This window comes from Mesorhizobium sp. B2-4-15, assembly GCF_006658505.1.
Classification (GTDB): domain Bacteria; phylum Pseudomonadota; class Alphaproteobacteria; order Rhizobiales; family Rhizobiaceae; genus Mesorhizobium.
This window is the reverse complement of record NZ_VFUZ01000006.1, coordinates 1-18,062: the sequence shown is the minus strand read 5'-3', so window position 1 is coordinate 18,062 and position 18,062 is coordinate 1. Positions and strand designations below refer to the sequence as shown.

Annotated in this window: 19 protein-coding genes; 7 read left to right on the top strand and 12 right to left on the bottom strand. The window is 64.9% G+C overall.

The window, feature by feature from the left end:
* Window positions 1–5: 5 nt before the first annotated feature.
* Both FJ930_RS09190 and FJ930_RS09185 read right to left on the bottom strand, forming a co-directional pair.
* On the bottom strand, window positions 6–1,733 hold the full coding sequence (locus FJ930_RS09190; protein ID WP_141836961.1) for an IlvD/Edd family dehydratase: 1,728 nt from the start codon (window positions 1,731–1,733) through the stop codon (window positions 6–8).
* The gene (locus FJ930_RS09185) at window positions 1,730–2,521 is read right to left on the bottom strand and encodes a FadR/GntR family transcriptional regulator (protein WP_141836959.1); all 792 of its coding nucleotides are present in this window, start codon (window positions 2,519–2,521) and stop codon (window positions 1,730–1,732) included. Before FJ930_RS09185 ends, FJ930_RS09190 begins: the two co-directional genes overlap by 4 nt.
* 59 nt (window positions 2,522–2,580) lie before the next feature.
* Between FJ930_RS09185 and FJ930_RS09180 the strand changes: the two genes are divergently transcribed.
* Window positions 2,581–3,495 carry an aldose 1-epimerase gene (locus FJ930_RS09180; RefSeq protein ID WP_141836958.1) on the top strand — a complete coding sequence of 305 codons (915 nt, stop codon included), beginning with the start codon at window positions 2,581–2,583 and terminating at the stop codon, window positions 3,493–3,495.
* A 27-nt stretch (window positions 3,496–3,522) separates the two neighbouring features.
* On the opposite strand, the gene FJ930_RS09175 is transcribed toward FJ930_RS09180, so the two are convergent.
* The 8 genes from FJ930_RS09175 to pcaQ all read right to left on the bottom strand — a co-directional run bounded on the left by FJ930_RS09175 (window position 3,523) and on the right by pcaQ (window position 11,624).
* A complete protein-coding gene (locus FJ930_RS09175; protein ID WP_141836956.1) occupies window positions 3,523–4,968 on the bottom strand; it encodes an aldehyde dehydrogenase in 1,446 nt (481 codons plus the stop codon).
* 42 nt (window positions 4,969–5,010) lie between these two features.
* The gene (locus tag FJ930_RS09170) at window positions 5,011–5,796 is read right to left on the bottom strand and encodes a coniferyl-alcohol dehydrogenase (protein WP_141837286.1); all 786 of its coding nucleotides are present in this window, start codon (window positions 5,794–5,796) and stop codon (window positions 5,011–5,013) included.
* Window positions 5,797–5,798: 2 nt separating this feature from the next.
* A complete protein-coding gene (locus FJ930_RS09165; RefSeq protein WP_141836954.1) occupies window positions 5,799–6,872 on the bottom strand; it encodes a branched-chain amino acid ABC transporter permease in 1,074 nt (357 codons plus the stop codon).
* Window positions 6,869–7,765, bottom strand: coding sequence for a branched-chain amino acid ABC transporter permease (locus FJ930_RS09160; RefSeq protein ID WP_141836952.1), 897 nt, complete (start codon window positions 7,763–7,765; stop codon window positions 6,869–6,871). The genes FJ930_RS09165 and FJ930_RS09160 overlap by 4 nt, the downstream gene beginning before the upstream one ends.
* Entirely contained in the window at window positions 7,762–8,487 is a 726-nt protein-coding gene (locus FJ930_RS09155; protein ID WP_141836950.1) for an ABC transporter ATP-binding protein, read from the bottom strand. Before FJ930_RS09155 ends, FJ930_RS09160 begins: the two co-directional genes overlap by 4 nt.
* Window positions 8,484–9,227: an ATP-binding cassette domain-containing protein gene (locus tag FJ930_RS09150; protein WP_141836948.1), complete on the bottom strand. Its 744-nt coding sequence runs from the start codon at window positions 9,225–9,227 to the stop codon at window positions 8,484–8,486. The genes FJ930_RS09155 and FJ930_RS09150 overlap by 4 nt, the downstream gene beginning before the upstream one ends.
* Before the next feature lie 22 nt (window positions 9,228–9,249).
* Entirely contained in the window at window positions 9,250–10,566 is a 1,317-nt protein-coding gene (locus FJ930_RS09145; RefSeq protein ID WP_141836946.1) for an ABC transporter substrate-binding protein, read from the bottom strand.
* Window positions 10,567–10,706: 140 nt separating this feature from the next.
* Entirely contained in the window at window positions 10,707–11,624 is a 918-nt protein-coding gene (gene pcaQ, locus FJ930_RS09140) for a pca operon transcription factor PcaQ (protein WP_140743591.1), read from the bottom strand.
* A 93-nt stretch (window positions 11,625–11,717) separates the two neighbouring features.
* Between pcaQ and pcaD the strand changes: the two genes are divergently transcribed.
* From pcaD to pobA, 6 genes are read left to right on the top strand one after another with little or no spacing between them, the layout of a single operon-like run.
* Window positions 11,718–12,530, top strand: coding sequence for a 3-oxoadipate enol-lactonase (gene pcaD, locus FJ930_RS09135; RefSeq protein ID WP_141836944.1), 813 nt, complete (start codon window positions 11,718–11,720; stop codon window positions 12,528–12,530).
* Window positions 12,523–12,927 (top strand): 4-carboxymuconolactone decarboxylase, encoded by a 405-nt coding sequence (gene pcaC / locus FJ930_RS09130; RefSeq protein ID WP_141836942.1) that lies wholly within the window; start codon window positions 12,523–12,525, stop codon window positions 12,925–12,927. Before pcaD ends, pcaC begins: the two co-directional genes overlap by 8 nt.
* Window positions 12,920–13,672, top strand: a complete 753-nt coding sequence (gene pcaH / locus FJ930_RS09125) for a protocatechuate 3,4-dioxygenase subunit beta (protein WP_141836940.1) — start codon at window positions 12,920–12,922, stop codon at window positions 13,670–13,672. Before pcaC ends, pcaH begins: the two co-directional genes overlap by 8 nt.
* Window positions 13,672–14,286 carry a protocatechuate 3,4-dioxygenase subunit alpha gene (gene pcaG, locus FJ930_RS09120; RefSeq protein ID WP_141836938.1) on the top strand — a complete coding sequence of 205 codons (615 nt, stop codon included), beginning with the start codon at window positions 13,672–13,674 and terminating at the stop codon, window positions 14,284–14,286. Before pcaH ends, pcaG begins: the two co-directional genes overlap by 1 nt.
* Before the next feature lie 12 nt (window positions 14,287–14,298).
* Window positions 14,299–15,351, top strand: a complete 1,053-nt coding sequence (locus FJ930_RS09115; RefSeq protein ID WP_141836936.1) for a 3-carboxy-cis,cis-muconate cycloisomerase — start codon at window positions 14,299–14,301, stop codon at window positions 15,349–15,351.
* Window positions 15,351–16,523 carry a 4-hydroxybenzoate 3-monooxygenase gene (pobA, locus tag FJ930_RS09110; RefSeq protein ID WP_141836934.1) on the top strand — a complete coding sequence of 391 codons (1,173 nt, stop codon included), beginning with the start codon at window positions 15,351–15,353 and terminating at the stop codon, window positions 16,521–16,523. Before FJ930_RS09115 ends, pobA begins: the two co-directional genes overlap by 1 nt.
* A 6-nt stretch (window positions 16,524–16,529) precedes the next feature.
* Here pobA and FJ930_RS09105 read toward each other — a convergent pair whose 3' ends face one another.
* Both FJ930_RS09105 and FJ930_RS09100 read right to left on the bottom strand, forming a co-directional pair.
* The gene (locus tag FJ930_RS09105) at window positions 16,530–17,405 is read right to left on the bottom strand and encodes a carbohydrate ABC transporter permease (protein ID WP_141836932.1); all 876 of its coding nucleotides are present in this window, start codon (window positions 17,403–17,405) and stop codon (window positions 16,530–16,532) included.
* Window positions 17,402–18,062, bottom strand: a 661-nt coding sequence (locus FJ930_RS09100) for a sugar ABC transporter permease (RefSeq protein ID WP_141836930.1), incomplete at its 5' end; no start/stop codon positions are given. The genes FJ930_RS09105 and FJ930_RS09100, both read right to left, overlap by 4 nt.

Genomic DNA, 18,062 nt, shown 5'->3' with positions numbered 1-18,062 from the left:
CCTCTCTAGTGGGAATGCCGGGGGATGCCGGCGTCACGCCGACCGACGAGGAAGTCGAAGTCGCAGCCCTTGTCGGCCTGCAGCACGCGCTCGACATAGAGGCTCTGGTAGCCACCTTGGGGCGGCGCCGGCGGCTTCCAGTCGCGACGGCGGATCGCCAGTTCCTCCTCCGATACCAAGAGCTCCAGCCGGCGGCCGGCGACATCGAGCTCGATTAGATCGCCGTCGCGCACTAGCGCCAGTACGCCACCTGCCGCGGCTTCGGGCGCTACGTGCAGAACCACGGTGCCGTAGGCGGTGCCGCTCATGCGCGCGTCCGAGATGCGCACCATGTCGGAGACGCCCTGCTTGAGCAGCTTGGCCGGCAGCGGCATGTTGCCGACCTCGGCCATTCCGGGATAACCACGCGGTCCGCAGTTCTTCAGCACCATCACCGATGAGGCGTCGATATCCAGATCCGGATCGTCGATGCGGGCGTAGTAATGTTCGATGTTTTCGAAGACGACCGCCTTGCCGCGATGCTGCATCAGTTCGGGCGTTGCCGCCGACGGCTTGATGACCGCCCCATTGGGCGCCAGATTGCCGCGCAGGATCGAGATGCCGCCTTCCTTGGTCAGCGGCTCACTCAGCGGGCGGATGACTTCGCTATTGTAGTTGGGGGCGCCATCGATCAATTCGCCGATCGTCTTGTCGCTGACGGTCATGGCGTCGCGATGAAGAAGCCCCACTTCATCAAGCGACGCCATGACCGCAGCCAGCCCCCCGGCATAGTAGAAATCTTCCATCAGGAACCGACCCGACGGCATCAGGTCGACAATGGTCGGAACGTCGCGTCCAAGGCGATCCCAATCCTCGAGGCCGAGATCGACACCGACCCGGTTGGCGATGGCGATCAGGTGCAGAACCGCATTGGTCGATCCGCCGATGGCGCCGTTGACGCGGATGGCATTCTCGAAAGCTTGCCTGGTGAGGATCTGCGAAATCGTCATGTCGCGGTGGACAAGGTCGACGATCTGGCGCCCGGCCAACTGGGCAAGCACCCCACGGCGCGAATCCACCGCCGGTATCGCGGCATTGTCCGGCATGCCGATGCCGAGCGCCTCCACCATGCTGGCCATGGTTGACGCCGTGCCCATCGTCATGCAGCTGCCCGCCGACCGGCTCTGGCCCTGCTCGGCGGCGAGGAAGTCGGCGACCTTCATGCGGCCGGCCTTCACGTCCTCGGCGAATTTCCAGACATGGGTGCCCGAGCCGATATCCTGCCCACGGAACTTGCCGTTGAGCATCGGCCCGCCGGAGACCGCGATGGTCGGCAGGTTGCACGAGGCGGCCCCCATCAGCAGCGCCGGCGTGGTCTTGTCGCAGCCGACGAGCAGGATCACGCCGTCGATCGGATTGCCGCGGATGGATTCCTCGACATCCATGCTGACCAGGTTGCGGAACAGCATGGCGGTGGGGCGCATATTGCTCTCGCCCAGCGACATCACCGGAAACTCCAGCGGCAGGCCGCCGGCTTCATAGACGCCGCGCTTGACGTGATCGGCGAGCGCCCGCAGGTGGGCATTACAGGGGGTCAGTTCCGACCAGGTGTTGCAGATGCCGATCACCGGGCGGCCGTCAAAGGCATCGGCGGGTATGCCCTGGTTCTTCATCCAGCTGCGGTGCATGAAGGCGTTCTTGCCTTCGCCGCCGAACCAGGCTTCGGACCGCAGTTTGCGTTTGGTCTCGGTCACGATTGCTGGCCCCGGTCGTTGCGGCGTTTGTTGCGGTTCTCGACGCTGCGGCGCACGTCGTCCTCGGCATTGTCGATGAGCACCAGCAGTGCCTTTTGCGCGCCGAGCGCGTCACCGGCGGCGATCTTCTCGGCCACCTCGCGATGCAGCGGCAAGGAATGGCGCTGCCCTTCCGGATTGTCGTTGGAGAGCCGAAAGCTCATCACCAGAGCGGTTTCGACCAGCGCCGCCAGCGAGCCGATCAGTTCATTGCCGGTCATGCGCAGAATGGTCTGGTGGAACACCAGGTCTGGCTTGGCGAAGCGGTCGCCGTCGTCGCTCACCGCTTCCATCTCGGCCAGCGCGGCGCGGATTTCGGCGATCTGCGCCGGGGTTGCGCGCTGGGCGGCGAGTGCTGCCGACATCGGCTCGATGGCGCGGCGCAGCTCGAACAGGGCGCGAACGTCCTCGGTGCTGACGCCGCCGGAATAGCGCCACGACAGAACGTCGGGATCGAGGAAGTTCCAGTCGGAGCGGGGACGCACGCGAGTGCCGGTCTTTGGCCGCGATTCGACCAGCCCCTTGCCGGCCAGCACCTTGATCGCCTCACGCAATACCGTGCGGCTGACGCCCAGCATCTCGCTGGAATCGTCGGCATTGGGCAGGGCCTCGCCAGGCAGAAAGTCACCCTGCACGATGCGCAGCCCAATCTGCTCGACGACCGTTGCGTGCAGGGCGGTGGAGCCGCTGGAAACCGCTACCGCGACCCTTGACGTGCGGGCCGTGCTGAAAGATTTTCTATTCTTCATACTATTCATATGATATGTTTTAAAGAGGTCGCAGCGGGAGTCAAGGGAGGGGAGTGGCGATGGCAAAGAATTCCACCGGACGGCACACGGAGCTGGTCTCGATCAGCGACGCCCTGGCGACGGCAGAGATTGCTCCGACCGCCGGCGGCGCGCTGGCGTCGTATCGCTGGTGGCGAAATGGCGCTGCGGTGGATTGGCTACGCCCGGCGGATCCGACGGCGATCGGTCGCCGCGATGCGGGCGCCATGGCCTGCTTTCCGCTCGTTCCCTACTCCAACCGCATAAGAAGCGGCCGCTTCGAATTCGCTGGACGCATCGTTGAGCTGCCGACGGCCCCTGACGATCCGCATTATGAGCATGGCCATGGCTGGCGCAGGCCATGGACGGTCGCGCGGCACGAAGCTGGTGCGGTTGTCTTGCGCTATCGCCACACCGCCGATTCCTGGCCTTGGAGCTATGAGGCCGAGCAGGAAATCGCGCTGACCGATGGCAGGCTTTGCGTGACCGTCGCGGTGCGCAATCTGTCGGATGCACCGATGCCGCTCGGCTTCGGCCTCCATCCCTATTTCCCGTCGACGCCGTGGACGCACATCCAGGCGCCGGTGTCCGGCATGTGGGAGACGGATGCGGAGGTCTTGCCAACGCGCCACGTCCCGCCGCCGGCGGGGGCCGATCCATCCACTGGCTTTGATGTGTCGGAGGTGGACTTCAATACGGTCTTCACCGGATGGACGCGCCGCGCCCGGATCTCCTGGCCGGAGCAGGGACGCCAACTGGACATCGAGGCAGAGGCGCCGCTCGATTTCCTGGTCCTCTATACGCCGCCCGGCGAGCCGTATTTTTGCGCCGAGCCGGTCAGCAACATCACCGATGCCTTCAACCGGCCTGGCGGCGAGGAGACCGGCCGCATCGTGCTGGCGCCCGGCCAGAAGCAATCCGCCAGCGTTCGCTTCACGCCCTCAATGGCTGTTTGACGCTCGGTAGCTCAAAGCGAGGCAGGGTCAGAACGGATAATGCTGGCCCGGATCCTCGATCGTTACCCAACGCAGGTCGGTGAATTCGGCGATCGAGGCCTTGCCGCCGAAACGGCCATAGCCGGAGCCCTTAACGCCGCCGAACGGCATCTGCGCTTCGTCGCCAACGGTTGGGCCATTGATATGGCAGATGCCGGCCTGGAGGCGGGCGGCGACCGCCATGGCGCGCCTTATATCGCGGCTGAAGACCGCCGACGACAGGCCGTATTCGGTATCGTTGGCAACGCGCACCGCTTCGTCCTCGCCTTTGACGCGGATGACTGGCTTGACCGGCCCAAAGGATTCTTCCGCATAGACGCGCATTGACGCGGTGACATGATCAAGGAGCGTCGCTTCCACGACAGTTCCGCTACGCTTGCCGCCCGCCGCCAGGGAGGCATCCTTGGCGAGCGCGTCGGCGACCAGTTCCTCCATTTTGTCGGCCGCCTGGCTGCTGATCAGGGAGCCCAGGACGACATTGCCGCGCGGATCGCCGGCCGGCAGTTTCGAAGCGCGGGCGGCAAGCTTGGCCACGAACTCGTCGGCGATCTTTTCGTCGACGATCAGCCGTTCGGTCGACATGCAGATCTGGCCCTGATGCATGAAAGCGCCGAAGGCCGCGGCATTGACCGCGGCATCGATGTCGGCATCGTCGAGCACGATCAGCGGCGCCTTGCCGCCAAGCTCGAGCAGCGCCGGCTTGAGGTGCCGTCCGGCGAGTTCCGCGATGATGCGGCCGACCTTTGTCGAGCCGGTGAAGTTCACGCGCCGGACGGCCGGGTGCGCGACCAGTGTCTCGACGATGGCGGCGGCGTCCTTAGGATCGTTGGTGACCACATTGATGACGCCCTTCGGCAGCCCAGCCTCAACCAGGACCTGGCCGATCAGCCGGTGCGTACCGGGACATAGTTCGGAGGCCTTCAGCACCACCGTATTGCCGCAGGCGATCGGCATCGCCACGGCGCGTGTGCCGAGGATGACCGGCGCGTTCCATGGCGCGATTCCGAGGCACACACCCGCGGGTTGGCGGATTGCCATGGCTAAAGTGCCGGGCTTGTCGGAGGGGATGATCTCGCCGGAGATCTGCGTCGTCATGGCGGCTGCCTCGCGCAGCATGTTGGCGGCCAACATGACGTTGAAGCCAGCCCAGGGACCTGTCGCGCCGGTCTCTTCCATCATGAGCTTGGTAAATTCGCCGACCTTGGCCGCCATCACATCCGCCGCTTTTGACAGCAAGGCGCGGCGCTCCCCGGGGCCGGTCTTCGACCATGCCGGGAAGGCGGCCGCAGCGGCTTCGACGGCTGCGTCGGCATCAGAGACACTAGCCGCGGCGGCGCGCGTCGCCAGTCTGCCGGTGAAGGGATCCAGGCGCTCGTAGGAAGCCGAGCCTGTTGCCGCCCTTTCGTCGCCGTCGATCAGAAGTCCGATATCCATTGTTCTTTCCCTCGCTCTCGATGGAGCCTTACAAATTGGGTGTTAGAAGCCAAACATTTCGGCATTGATCGATGCCTCGAGGCCGCCATCAACGGGCACGTTGGCGCCATTGATCCAGCGTGCGCCATCCGAGCACAGGAACAGCACGACGGGCGCGATATCGCCCGATGTTCCGGCGCGACCGACCCTGGCAATGTCGCTGTCGACGCGGGCGTCGCCAAGCACGGTGCGGAACTGTTTCAGGATCGGCGTCTCGACCGGCCCTGGGCTCACGGCATTGACGCGGATGCCACGGCGTTTGAACAGATCCTGATGCGCCGCGCGGAAGGTCCACAGCAGCAGCAGTTCCTTTGAGACGGGATAGCCTTCCTCGTTCCTGACTGCGTGATCAGCGACCACCTTGGCGACGTCGGGAAAGCCTTCGATGCCGACCATCGAAGCGGCGCGATTGAGATTGGCGCGCCAGCCATAGCCGGCGATCGAGGCGACGTTGACGATCGCGCCACCTTCGCGAAGCCTGGGCGCGAGGCCTTCCGAAAGTGCACGCAGCCCGAAGAAGTTCACGGCCAGCGTCGACACCGCGCCAGTGTTACCGGAGAGGCCTGCGACATTGCAAAGCGCATCGATGCGTTGCGGCAGGCGCGCGATGAGATCGTCGACGCCCGCCTTCGACGAGATGTCGGCCTTGACGAAGCTGCCGACCGATGCGGCCGGCTCGCGCACATCGACGCCGATCACATCCGCGCCGAACTGGCCGGCGAGTTCCGCCGTGCGCGCGCCGATGCCGGAGGCGACGCCGGTGATGAGGATGGTCTTGCCGAAAAGCATGGTCATGCCCTCTCCTGATGCTGTATGGTTTGGCGCGGCGGGGATGAAGCGCCATCCCCGGCTAAAGCTGCAGGATTTCCCGTAAGCCTGACGCGGTAGCCGACCGGCAGCAGGCGCAGGCCAAAGCGTTCCTCGATCGTCCCCCACAGGCCGCGCGGCAGGAACAGCGAGAACAGCACCGCCGTGGCGCCAAGGCCGACGAGGTACCAGACGCCGGTGCCGCCGAACCATGTCTCGATGAGGAAGAACACCAGCGCGCCCAAGATGGCGCCCTCGAAGGTGCCGATGCCGCCGACCAGCACCATGAAGATCATGTAGGCGGTCCACTGCACGTTGAAGTAGGTCTTCGGCTGGAAAGTAATGGATGTTGCCAGCCACAGCGCACCTGCAATGCCGATCCCGAAGGCGGCAAGCACAAACAGCAGCCGCTTTGTGCCGGTGACGCGCACGCCGACCGAAGCGGCGGCATCCTCATTGTCCCGGATGGCGCGGATCGCGGCACCCGTGCTGCCGCGCAGCAAGCCGAACAGGACCGCGAGCAGCGCCGTCATCGATGCCAGAGCCAGCCAGTAGATGGTCACCCGCCTGGGGCCGGCGTCGTAGACATTGAGCGAGATCAGCGAGGTGCCGGTTTCGCCCTGCACCAGCCGGTCGAGATTGATCAGGAGATGCGTCAGCGCCGCGATCACCCACATGCCGATGGCGAACTCACCGTTCCTGAGCCGCAGCATGAACAGCGACAGCGGCCACGAAACCGCGCCGACGGCCATGGCTGAAACGAAAAGCGCGGCGAAAGGGTTGAGGCCGGCATCGGCCAGCCGGATGGCGAAATAGGCGCCGAGCCCGAAGAACACCTGCTGTCCGACCGAGACCAGTCCGCCGAAGCCGGCCAGCGCGTTCCACATCGCCGCCAGGATCACATAGATGAACAGCGCGGTCATCCGGTCGACCGCGCCGGCCGACAGGACCCGCGGCGCGATCGCGAGCAGCGCGATGATGAGGGCGGTCGCGATCGCGGCGATCCGCGACGTCGCGGTGCCGCGCTCGATGACTGGCATGGGGGCGGAGGCGCTCATGGCGCGCTCCGGGAGGGCAAGCGCAACAGGCCGCGCAGGCCCAGGCCCGAGGTGGAAAGCCGCACGAACAGGACGACGAGGAAGACGGCGTGACCACCGATGAGAAAGCCTTGCGGATGCACTTGAGCGCCGAGCGTCTGGGCAAGCGCCAGCACGATGCCGCCGATCAGCGTCCCCCACAGCGAACCGGCGCCGCCGATCACCGCGGCTTCGAAAGCAAACAGCAATTGCGGTGCGCCGGCATAGGGATCGAAGGTGGCGCGCATGCCGAGGAAGGCGCCGGCAAGGCCGACCGTGACCATGGCGATGGCCGCGGCAATGGCATTGGCGCGGCGCGCGTCGACGCCGACCAGGCCGGCGGTGTCGGGATCCTCCGACGTGGCGCGGATCGAGCGGCCAAGCCTTGTGCGGGTCAGGAACAATTGCAGTCCGCCAAGCAGGATCACGGCGGTGGCGAACATGATCACGGCGAGCTTGCCGACATAGATGCCGCCCGGCCATTCCCATGAATCGTAGGAGAGGCTGCCGATATAGGGCGCCAGCGAACGCGTGTCGGCGCCGAACTGCTCGAACAGCATGTTGTCGATGACGATGGCGAGGCCGAACGTGGTCAGGATCGGCAGCAGCGCGCCGCCGCGCGCGCTGCGCTCGAGCAGGAAGCGCTGCAGCGCCCAGCCGATCGCCGCCATCAATGGCAGCACGATGAGCAGGCCCAGGAATGGCGGGACATGGAACCGCGAGGCGAGCAGCCACAGCGCAAAGGCGGCGAACACGGCGAGGCTGCCATGGGCGAGGTTGATGATGCGCATCACCGAAAACATGAAGGACAGGCCGCAGGCGATCAGCGCGTAATAGCCGCCGAGCAGAATGCCCTGGATGATCTGGTTGCTCATGCCGGAACGTTCCCGCTTTTCCGATGCAGGCCGAAATAGGCTTTTGTCACCTCGTCGCGCGAAACCTCCTTGCTTGGTCCTTCGAGCGCGACACGCCCTTCGAGCATGCAGATGACCCTGTCGGAGACCGCAAGCGCGCGGTTGAGATCCTGTTCGACCAGGATGATCGTCGTGCCGGAAGCGATCAGGCCCTGAAGCGCCGCATAGACGCGGTCGACGATTGCCGGCGACAGGCCGAGCGAAACCTCGTCGAGCAGCAGCACGTCCGGATTGCTCATCAGTGCCCGGCCGATCGCGGTCGCCTGCTGCTCGCCGCCTGAAAGATGGCCCGTCCGGGCATGGCGGCGCGGCTTCAGGTTTGGGAACATCTCCAGCACTCTGTCGACGCTCCAGTCGCCCGGCCGGCGAGCGGTCCTGCCGAGCAGCAGGTTCTCCTCGACCGTCATCTGCACGAACAGTTTTCGCCCCTCCGGTACCAGTGCGATGCCCATGCCGACGCGCCTGTGCGACGGCACGCCGGCAAGATCGGCACCATCCAGCAGCACACGCCCGGCGGCCGGCGGGTGCGCGCCGGCAATCGCCCGCAGCAGCGTCGTCTTGCCGGCGCCGTTGGCGCCGACCAGCGCCAGCGTCTCGCCGCGTTCGACGTTGAAGCTGACGCCGCGCACCGCCTGCAGCAGGCCGTGCCGGACGACAAGATTCTCGACCGACAGCAGGCTCATTTCGGGCCTCCGCCGAGATAGGCGTGGACCACCCGCGGATCGGCCATCACTGCTTGCGGATCGCCGTCGGCGATGATCTTTCCCGCGTCCATGCAGATCAGCCGCTCGGCCACCTGCAGCAGGATGTGCACGATGTGCTCGATCCAGACGATGCCGATCTTGCGTCGGCGCAACTCCTTGATCGTGTCGACGAGCTCGCCCGCTTCTGCATCGGTCAGGCCGCCGCCGATCTCGTCCAGCAGCAAAAGCGCCGGCCTGGCCGCCAGCGCCCGCGCCAGTTCCAGTCGCTTGCGGTCGAGCAGGCCAAGCGTCTCGGCTCGCCGGTTGGCAACACCCAGCATGCCGCAAAGTTTCAGCGAACCGAGTGCCTCCTCATAGGCTTCGTCGCGGCCGAGCCCGGCGCCATGCGACGCGGCGACGAAGACATTTTCGAAGGTGGTCATGCCGCTGAACGGTTTCGGCACCTGGTGCGTACGCACCAGACCCAGCCGGCAACGCCGTGTCGCCGGCAGCGCCGTCACATCACCGCCCTTGAAGCTGACCGAGCCCGAACTGGGCGGAAAGGCGCCAGCAAGCACGCTGAGCAGCGTGGTCTTGCCGGCGCCATTCGGGCCGACAATGCCGACGGCTTCGTCGGCTGCCATGGTGAAATCGACGGCGTCCAGCACCACAAGCGCGCCGAAGCGCTTGTGGATCCCAGTGGCAGTGAGGAACGCCTGTTGTTGCGGATGGGTCACCAGGGCTATCCTCGTCAGCGGTCCATCAGCCGTTGTAAGGAAGAAGCTTGGCGCCGACCGGAACCTTCGGATCGGTGGCGTTCTCGGTCACCACATAATCGAGCGGGAACTTGGCTCCTTCCTTGGCGGCGACCCACTGCGTGCCGATGATCGGCCCGGGCGAGACATTGGCCACGGGTCCGCTGGTGAAGTCGACCTTGCCAATCATGGTTTCGGTCTTGAGCGTGCTCAGCGCCTTCGCCACCGCCGCCTTGTCCTTGGCGTCGGCGCTCGCCTTCAAGGCCTCGAAGCCGGCATCGAGCAGAGACATCGAGGCGCCGAGTTGCTGTGTCCACTGCTTGCCGCTTGCCGCCTCATAGCCGTCGGCCAACTCGGTGCCCGAAACGCCTGTCAGCGGCGATTTGTAGGGGAAGGCCTTGTGCCAGTAGGCGGCGCTCGAAATCTTCGCGCCGAGGTCGCCGAGCGCCTCGATATCCGATGGGAACAGGCCGGTCTTTGCGACCTGGGCGATCTTGATCTGCCTGATCAGGCCCTGCTGCGCCGCCTGGCGCCAGAAGGCGGCGAAATCCGGCGGGATCGGGAAGGAGTTGAATATCTCGACGCCTTCCTGCTTGAACAGCGCGATCTGCGAGGAATAGTCGGTGGTGCCGGTTTCGTAGGCGCCGGGATCGACGATGGTGAAACCCTGCTTGGCCAGCAGCGGCGCGAGATTGGCGCGGATGGCGTTGCCGTCGGCGTCGTTGGGATACATGACGCCGACCTTCTTGTTGGTCTCGATCAGGTTCCATTGCGAGATGTAGGTCTTGAAGAACTCGCCGACGCCGAAGCCGAAATGATAGGTCCATTTGAATGGCGAGGGCGCGCCGGGTTTGGCGCCGCGGCCGAAATACCAGGCTTCCCACGGCATGACTGTCGACAGACACGGCACGCCGGCGGCTTCGCAGGCGTCGGCCACTGGATTGATCACCTCGGGCGTCGATACCGCCAGCATCAGGTCGATGGCCTGGTTGTTGATCAAATCCTTGGCGAGCTGGCCGGCCCGTGACGGATCGGACTGCGTGTCCTGGTCGAGGATCTCGACGCTGTATTTCTTGCCGCCGATCTCAAGGCCGCCGGCCAGTGCCTTGCGGGCCAGATCGAGCACATAGCCGTCGGTTTGGCCGAAGCCTGCCAGCGGCCCGGTGCGCGGACTGACGAAGCCGACCTTGAGCGTGCCGCCTGCCTGGGCGAAGGCTCTCTTGCCGCCAAGCGCGAGTGCCGCGCCACCGGCGATCGAGGTGGCGATGAACTGGCGCCGCGACACGCCACGAATGATGGGCCTGCTGCCAATGGAATGGGTCATGCGGTTCCTCCCTCTGTGCTCCTCGGTCGGTACAGTGCACCTGCGGTTTGGTTCAGTAAAATGATATTTTGCGGTGTTTTATTAACCCCTGGGTTAGGAGACCGCGCCGCAGCCGAGCTCGGTTCGAACCGTCTTGGAGCTCAGGCATCAGGCCGTGCCGCCTCGCGAATGGTTTGCAGCAGGATCATGAAGGCGGGCGAGGGGGCGGTGTCGGTGCGCATCGTCAGGCCGACCGGTCCTTTGGTTTCGTCCGTGTCGACCGGCAGCGCGACGAAGGCGCGGCTTGCGAGCTCGTTGGCGACCACGCCGGCCGAGATGATCCACACCGCGTTGCTCTGCCGCATGAAGGAGCGGCCGAAGGAGTCCGAAACCGTCTCGATTTCCATCGCCGGCGCGGTCATGCCATTGGTGATGAACAGGCGATCGACGAAGGGGCGGATGACGGATTCCCGAGTTGGCATGAGCACCGGGAATTCGTCGAGCCTCGCGAAGATGTCGGCTCCCGGTTCCAGCAACGGATGCCCGGCCCGCACCACGAACAGCACCTGTTCGGAGTAGAGGTGCTCGAAGAAGAAGCCGGTCATGTTTTCGGGCGCCGCCAGCCGTCCGACAACGAGATCGAGCGCGCCGATGCGCAATTGTTCAAGCAGCACGGCGTTCTCGCCGGTGACGATCTTGATCGCCGCCCCGGTGTTTTCCCTGAGGAACAGGCTCATGGCTTGCGGCATGACCTTCGCCGATACTGTCGGCAGCGCGCCGATGCGGATCGGGTGGCGGTTGACGGCGCCGTCCTGGCGAACGGAATCGATGCCGCGCCTCAACGCCGATATCGCCGAGCCGGCATGGTCCAGGAAGATTTCGCCAAGCCTTGTGACGCGAATGCCGCGCCCGTCACGCTCGACGACGGCCACACCCAGCGCCTCCTCCAGTTCGCGCAGGGTCTTGGTCACCGCCGGCGCGCTGACATGCAGGAAGTCTGCGGCACGGGCCACGCTGCCCTGCCTTGCGACTTCCAGGAATGCTTGCAGATGACGGAACCGGATGCGGCTGTCGGGCATGAATTTGATAACCCTTGAGTTAATGAAATGGCGCAAAATATCATTTTACCGAACCAAACGCAGCGTGCAATGTGGAGATGGAGGATCGGACCCGTGCCATTCGTCACCATTGGCGGCATCACGCTGCACCACCGATATGTCGAGGCGAAAGGCAGGACGCCCCCGGTCGTGTTCATCAATTCGCTCGGCACCGATCTGCGGATATGGGACGAGGTCGTTACGCTTCTGGCCGGTGAGATGCCTCTGCTCGTCTACGACAAGCGCGGTCACGGCCTTTCCGACAATGGCAACGGCGTCCGTTCGATTGATGACCATGTCGACGATCTCTGCGCCCTCGTCGACCATTTCGGTTTCGACAAGATCGTGCTGTTCGGTCTGTCGGTCGGCGGCATGATCGCGCAGGGCTTCCATGCCCGCCATCCGGAACGTGTCGAGGGCCTGATCCTCAGCGACACCGCCCACAAGATCGGCACCGCCGAAAGCTGGAACAGCCGCATTGCGGCCGTGGAGCGCTTCGGCATCGATGCGATCGCCGACGGCGTGATGAAAGTGTGGTTCACGCCGGATTTCCATGCCGCCCGCGCCGCCGACCTTGCCGGTTGCCGCAACATGCTGACCAGGCAGGCGCTGCCCGGCTATATCGGGACATGCAAGGCTGTCCGCGACGCCGACTTCACCGAGAGCGCGCGGTGCATTGCCGTGCCGACGCTCTGCATCGCCGGCGATCGGGACGGTTCGACGCCTCCAGATCTTGTCCGCTCTCTGGCCGATCTGATCCCGGGCGCGCGTTTCGAGATCATCCGCAATGCCGGACATATTCCCTGCATCGAACAGCCGGAGGCGCTGGTCGCGCTGATCCGCGGTTTTATCGCATCGCTTGCCCCTGGAGCAGAAACCCATGGATGAAGTCCCCGGCAACACAGCCAGATATCGGAAGGGTCTCGCCGTCCGACGGTCGGTGCTCGGCGACCGCCATGTCGACCGGGCCGAGGTCGGCGCCACCGATTTCGATCAACCGTTTCAGGAACTGATCACCGAGGCCGCCTGGGGAACGGTGTGGTCGCGGCCGGGCTTCAGCAAACGCGAGCGCTCGATCGTCACCCTGGCGCTGCTGGCGGCGCTTGGCCATGATGAAGAGGTCGCCTTGCATCTGCGCGCAACCGCCAACACCGGCGCCACACGCGACGATATCTGCGAAGCGTTCCTGCATGTCGCCATCTATGCCGGCGTGCCTGCTGCCAACCGGGCCTTCAGAATTGCCAAGGACGTGTTTTCGGAAATGGATAGAGCCAAGAATGCCTGAGTCCGGCTCGAACCGGGTGCCCGAGACCGGCGCTTTCTTCCAGCGCGACCGGACATGGCACCCGCCTGCGCTGACGCCGGGCTACAAGAGCTCGGTATTGCGCTCGCCGCGGAAGGCGCTGCTGTCCTTCGACAACACGCTGTCGGAGATATCGGGTCCGGTCTTCGGTCATGCCATGCTCGGCGAACTGGACAACGACCTGATCCACAATTTCGCAAGGCCGGGAGAGAGCGCCATCGGCGAGCGCATCATCGTCCATGGCAGGGTGATCGACGAACGCGGCGTTGGCGTTCCCGGCGTGCTGCTGGAGTTCTGGCAGGCCAATGCCGGCGGCCGTTACCGCCACAAGAAGGATGGTTACCTGGCGCCGCTCGACCCGAATTTCGGCGGTTGTGGCCGCACCTTGTCGGGTGAGGATGGCGGCTACGCCTTTCGCACCGTCAAGCCCGGACCGTATCCTTGGCCGAACGGTCCCAACGACTGGCGTCCGGCGCATATCCATTTCTCGGTCTTCGGCCATGGTTTCGCGCAGCGGCTGATCACGCAGATGTATTTCGAGGGCGACCCGCTGATCTGGAAATGCCCGATCGTGCGCGGCATCGCCGACAAGGCGGCCATAGAGGCGCTGACGGCTGTTCTCGACACGCAGGCGACCATTCCGATGGATGCGCTCGCCTACAAGTTCGACATCGTGCTGCGCGGGCGGCGCTCATCGCTGTTCGAAAACCGATTGGAGGGCAATTGATGGCCCAGTCGCTCGACCGGCTCAGGGAAAGCCCATCGCAGACCGCGGGACCCTACGTCCATATCGGGCTGACGCCCAATTTCTGTGGTATCGGCGATGTCTACCCCAGCGATCTCGGTGCAGCCATGGTCAACGACAAGACCAAAGGCGAGCGCATCAAACTTCACATCCGGGTTCTCGACGGCACCGGCACGCCGCTCAAGGATGCGCTGATCGAGATCTGGCAGGCGGACGCGGAGGGGCTCTACAATTCGCCCGCAGAATTGCGCGGTGCCGCCGATCCGAACTTTTCCGGCTGGGGCCGTTGCCCGACCGACATGGAAACCGGGCTCTGCGCATTCGAGACGGTCAAGCCGGGCCGGGTGCCGTTCCGGGATGGCCGCCTGATGGCGCCGCACATCACATTGTGGATCGTCGCGCGCGGCATCAATATCGGCCTGCATACGCGGCTTTACTTCTCCGACGAGGAAGAAGCCAATGCCGGGGATCCGATCCTGGCGCGCATCGAGCACCGCGTTCGCGTGCCCACCCTGATCGCCGCGCGCCAAGGCGATACCTATATCTTCGACGTCCATCTCCAGGGGGAGAAGGAAACGGTCTTCTTCGACAGCTAGGCGACCCCTGACATGACTGTATCGCCCTTCGACCATCCGCTGCTCTCCGCGCTTCTCGGCGACATGGAGGCGGCCAGGCATTTTTCCGTGGAGGCGGAAATCGAGGCGATGTTGGCCTTCGAGCGCGCGCTGGCGCAAGCCGAGGCTGAAAGCGGGATCATCACCCAGGACGCTGCGTCGGCGATCACGGTGGCACTCGCCTCATTCCGGCTGGACACGGCGTTGCTGCGGGCCGCTGCCGCCAAGGACGGCGTCATCGTGCCGGAATTGGTGCGCCAGCTCAGGACGGCGGTCGGCGAACCGCATGGCGACAAAGTGCATTTCGGTGCCACAAGCCAGGATGTCGTCGATACCGGTCTTGTGCTTCGGCTGAAATCCGTCGTCGAGCATCTCGGCTTGCTCCTGACCGAGACCGTTTTGCGCCTCGCCTCACTCGAGGAGCGTTTCGGGGACAGGACGCTGACAGGCGTGACGCGCATGCAGAAGGCGATCCCTATCAGAATGGCGGACCGTGTCGCAGCGTGGCGCGCGCCACTGCAGCGGCATCAGGAAAGGCTATCGGAACAGTCCAGGCGCCTGCTGGTGGTGCAATTCGGCGGAGCCGCCGGCACGCTGGAAAAGTTTGGCGACAAGGGGCCGGTGGTGCGTGCGGCGCTTGCCGAAAGACTTGGTCTTGCCGATGCGCCGCAATGGCATAGCCAGCGCGACGCGCTCGCCGATTTTGCCGGCTGGCTGTCGCTGCTGACCGGCAGCCTCGGCAAGTTCGGCCAGGACATCGCGCTGATGGCGCAGGGTGGCACCGACATCGCGCTGTCGGGTGGGGGCGGCTCGTCGGCCATGCCGCACAAGCAGAACCCGGTGAAGGCCGAGGCGCTGGTGGCGCTCGCCCACTTCAACGCAACGCAGCTTTCGGGCATGCATCAGGCGCTGGTCCATGAGCAGGAACGCTCGGGCGCGGCCTGGACGCTGGAATGGCTGCTGCTCCCGCAGATGGTGGTCGCAACCGCCGCATCGCTGCGCCTTGCCGCCGGCCTGGCCGGGCAGATCGAAAGTCTCGGCCACTGATGCGCACCCAGGTCGTCATCATCGGCTCGGGACCCTCGGGCTTGCTGCTCGGGCAGCTTCTCGCCGGCGTCGGCGTCGAGACCATCATTCTGGAACGCTCGAGCCGCGACCATGTGCTTGGCCGCGTGCGCGCCGGCGTGCTCGAACAGGGTACCGTCGATCTGCTCGGGGAGGCCGGTGCTGCCGCGCGGCTGCATGCCGAAGGCTTGCCGCATTCCGGCATCTCGCTGGCTTTCGACGAGCGCCTGCACCGCATCGATCTCGCGGCGCTCACCGGCGGCAAGCATGTCACCGTCTACGGCCAGACCGAAGTGACGCATGATCTGATGGACAAGCGCGAGGCGGCGGGGCTTGTCACTGTCTATGAGGCCGCTGATGTCGCGCCGCACGATTTCGACGGCGCAGCGCCTTTCGTCACCTATACCAGGCATGGCGTGGCGCACCGCATCGACTGCGACTTCATTGCCGGATGCGACGGCTATCACGGTGTCAGCCGCAAATCGGTGCCGGAGCGCGCGCTGAAAACCTTCGAGCGGCAGTATCCGTTTGGCTGGCTCGGCGTGCTGGCCGAAGTGCCGCCGGCCGATCATGAACTGATCTATGCCAATCACGAGCGGGGTTTTGCGCTGTGCTCGATGCGCTCGCCACACCGCAGCCGCTACTATGTACAGTGCCCACAGGACGATCGCGTCGAGGACTGGTCCGACGACCGCTTCTGGGATGAGTTGCGCCGCCGCTTGCCGGAGCGGACGGCGGCGGGCGTCACGACAGGGCCATCCTTCGAGAAATCGATCGCGCCGCTGCGCTCCTTCGTTGCCGAGCCGATGCGCTTTGGCCGGCTTTTCCTGGTCGGCGACGCCGCCCACATCGTGCCGCCGACCGGTGCCAAGGGCCTTAACCTCGCCGCCAGCGATGTGCGCTATCTCTTCGACGGGTTTCGTGAGTTCTATGAGGCCAAATCTCAAGCAGGTCTCGACGCTTATTCCGGCAAGGCATTGGCGCGGGTTTGGAAAGCGGTGCGCTTTTCCTGGTGGATGACGACCATGCTGCACCGCTTTCCAGACACCGGCGAATTCGGCCAGCGCATCCAGGAGGCGGAACTCGACTATCTCGTGCATTCGCGCGCGGCAGCGACGGCGCTCGCCGAGAACTATGTCGGTCTGCCCCATTGAGGGCGGCTATCCCTTGATCGCCGAGCCGACGATGGAATCGACGAAGAAGCGCTGCAGGAAGGCGAAGAGGACGAGCGGCGGCAGCACGGCCAGCGTTGCGCCGGCCATCACCAATCCGGTATTCATAGCACCCCGGTTGTAGCTCAAGAGCCGGCTGAGGCTGATGACGATCGGATAGGCGTCGGCATTGCCCTGCAGCACGGTCAGCGGCCACAGATAGCTGTTCCAGTGATAGACGAAGGCAAACAGCGCAAGTGCGGCGATCGCCGGCGCGACGCTGGGCGCTACGATCTTGTAGAGGATCAGCAATTCCGACGCGCCGTCCATGCGCGCGGCGTCGATCAGATCGTCCGGCACGCCTGATATGAACTGGCGCATCAGGAAGATGCCGAAGGCATTGGCGAGGTTGGGAACGATGATGCCGGCAAGGCTGGCGTTCAGCCCCATCGAGCCCACCAGGCGGTAGAGCGGGATCAGCGTCACGATCGGCGGCAGGAACATGGTGGCAATCAGCACCGAGAACAAAAGCGAGCGGGCAGGGAAGCGGTATTTGGCGAAGGCATAGCCGGCCATCATGCTGGTGATCAGGATGCCGGCGGTGGTGATCGAGGCGATGACCAGCGAGTTCCACATCGAGCGGCCGACATTGACCACGCCCGAAACCTTCTCATAGGCGTCGAAGCTCGGCGTATGCGGTATCCACACTGGCGGCACCTGCATGCTCTCGGCCGGGGTTTTCAGGCTCGAAAGCACCATCCACATCAGTGGGAAGGCCGAGGCCACGGCAACCAGCAGCATCAGCGTCGCCAGCAGCGCCTTGCGGCCGGAGGGGCGTTTGCGCGGCAGCCGGCTTAAGGGTCCCGACAGGTCGCGCGCGCTCATTCGTCGTCCTTCCGGTTGGCAATTGCGAACAGCGCGCAAACCACGACGATCAGCGACAGCATCAGCATCACCGCCATGGCCGAACCCAGTCCGCCCTGCGCGCGCTCGATGCCGACGCGGCGGATGTGATAGGTCAGGACATTGGTCGAGCCGACCGGCCCGCCTTGCGTGATCAGCGCCACGGGCTCGAAGACCTGCACGGCATTGATGATGGCGATGACGGCGCTGAACAGGAGCGTGCGTCGCAGCAGCGGCAGGGTGATGAAGCGGAACTGCTCGAAGCGGTTGGCGCCATCGAGCTTGGCCGCCTCGTAGAGGCTGCCGGGAATTTGCGTCAGGCCGGCGATCGCCAGCACGGTGAAGTAGCCGACCTGCTGCCAGACATTGAGGAAGACGATGGAGATCAGCGCCGAGCGCGGCGACGACAGCCAGGGCTGCGGGCCGATGCCGACCAGGCCGAGCATCTGGTTGAACGGTCCTTCGCTCGGCGAATAGAGCTTCGACCAAACAAGCGCCACCGCGATCATCGGCACCATGTAGGTGGAGAACAGCACCGTCCGCAGAGCCGTGCCGCCGGCCATGTCATGCTGGTAGACCATCAGGCCGAAGGCCACCGACAGCGGCAGGATGAGGATGACGGACAGCGCGGTGTAGATC

Bases quoted from the DNA above. Each gene is read 5' to 3' on its own strand.
- pcaG (WP_141836938.1), top strand. From the start codon at position 13,672: ATGGCCCAGTCGCTCGACCGGCTCAGGGAAAGCCCATCGCAGACCGCG.
- pobA (WP_141836934.1), top strand. From the start codon at position 15,351: ATGCGCACCCAGGTCGTCATCATCGGCTCGGGACCCTCGGGCTTGCTG.
- FJ930_RS09115 (WP_141836936.1), top strand. From the start codon at position 14,299: ATGACTGTATCGCCCTTCGACCATCCGCTGCTCTCCGCGCTTCTCGGC.
- FJ930_RS09145 (WP_141836946.1), bottom strand. From the start codon at position 10,566: ATGACCCATTCCATTGGCAGCAGGCCCATCATTCGTGGCGTGTCGCGG.
- FJ930_RS09170 (WP_141837286.1), bottom strand. From the start codon at position 5,796: ATGCTTTTCGGCAAGACCATCCTCATCACCGGCGTCGCCTCCGGCATC.
- FJ930_RS09180 (WP_141836958.1), top strand. From the start codon at position 2,581: ATGGCAAAGAATTCCACCGGACGGCACACGGAGCTGGTCTCGATCAGC.
- FJ930_RS09155 (WP_141836950.1), bottom strand. From the start codon at position 8,487: ATGAGCCTGCTGTCGGTCGAGAATCTTGTCGTCCGGCACGGCCTGCTG.
- FJ930_RS09105 (WP_141836932.1), bottom strand. From the start codon at position 17,405: ATGAGCGCGCGCGACCTGTCGGGACCCTTAAGCCGGCTGCCGCGCAAA.
- FJ930_RS09175 (WP_141836956.1), bottom strand. From the start codon at position 4,968: ATGGATATCGGACTTCTGATCGACGGCGACGAAAGGGCGGCAACAGGC.
- FJ930_RS09185 (WP_141836959.1), bottom strand. From the start codon at position 2,521: ATGAAGAATAGAAAATCTTTCAGCACGGCCCGCACGTCAAGGGTCGCG.
- pcaQ (WP_140743591.1), bottom strand. From the start codon at position 11,624: ATGCCCGACAGCCGCATCCGGTTCCGTCATCTGCAAGCATTCCTGGAA.
- pcaH (WP_141836940.1), top strand. From the start codon at position 12,920: ATGCCTGAGTCCGGCTCGAACCGGGTGCCCGAGACCGGCGCTTTCTTC.
- pcaC (WP_141836942.1), top strand. From the start codon at position 12,523: ATGGATGAAGTCCCCGGCAACACAGCCAGATATCGGAAGGGTCTCGCC.
- FJ930_RS09160 (WP_141836952.1), bottom strand. From the start codon at position 7,765: ATGAGCAACCAGATCATCCAGGGCATTCTGCTCGGCGGCTATTACGCG.
- FJ930_RS09165 (WP_141836954.1), bottom strand. From the start codon at position 6,872: ATGAGCGCCTCCGCCCCCATGCCAGTCATCGAGCGCGGCACCGCGACG.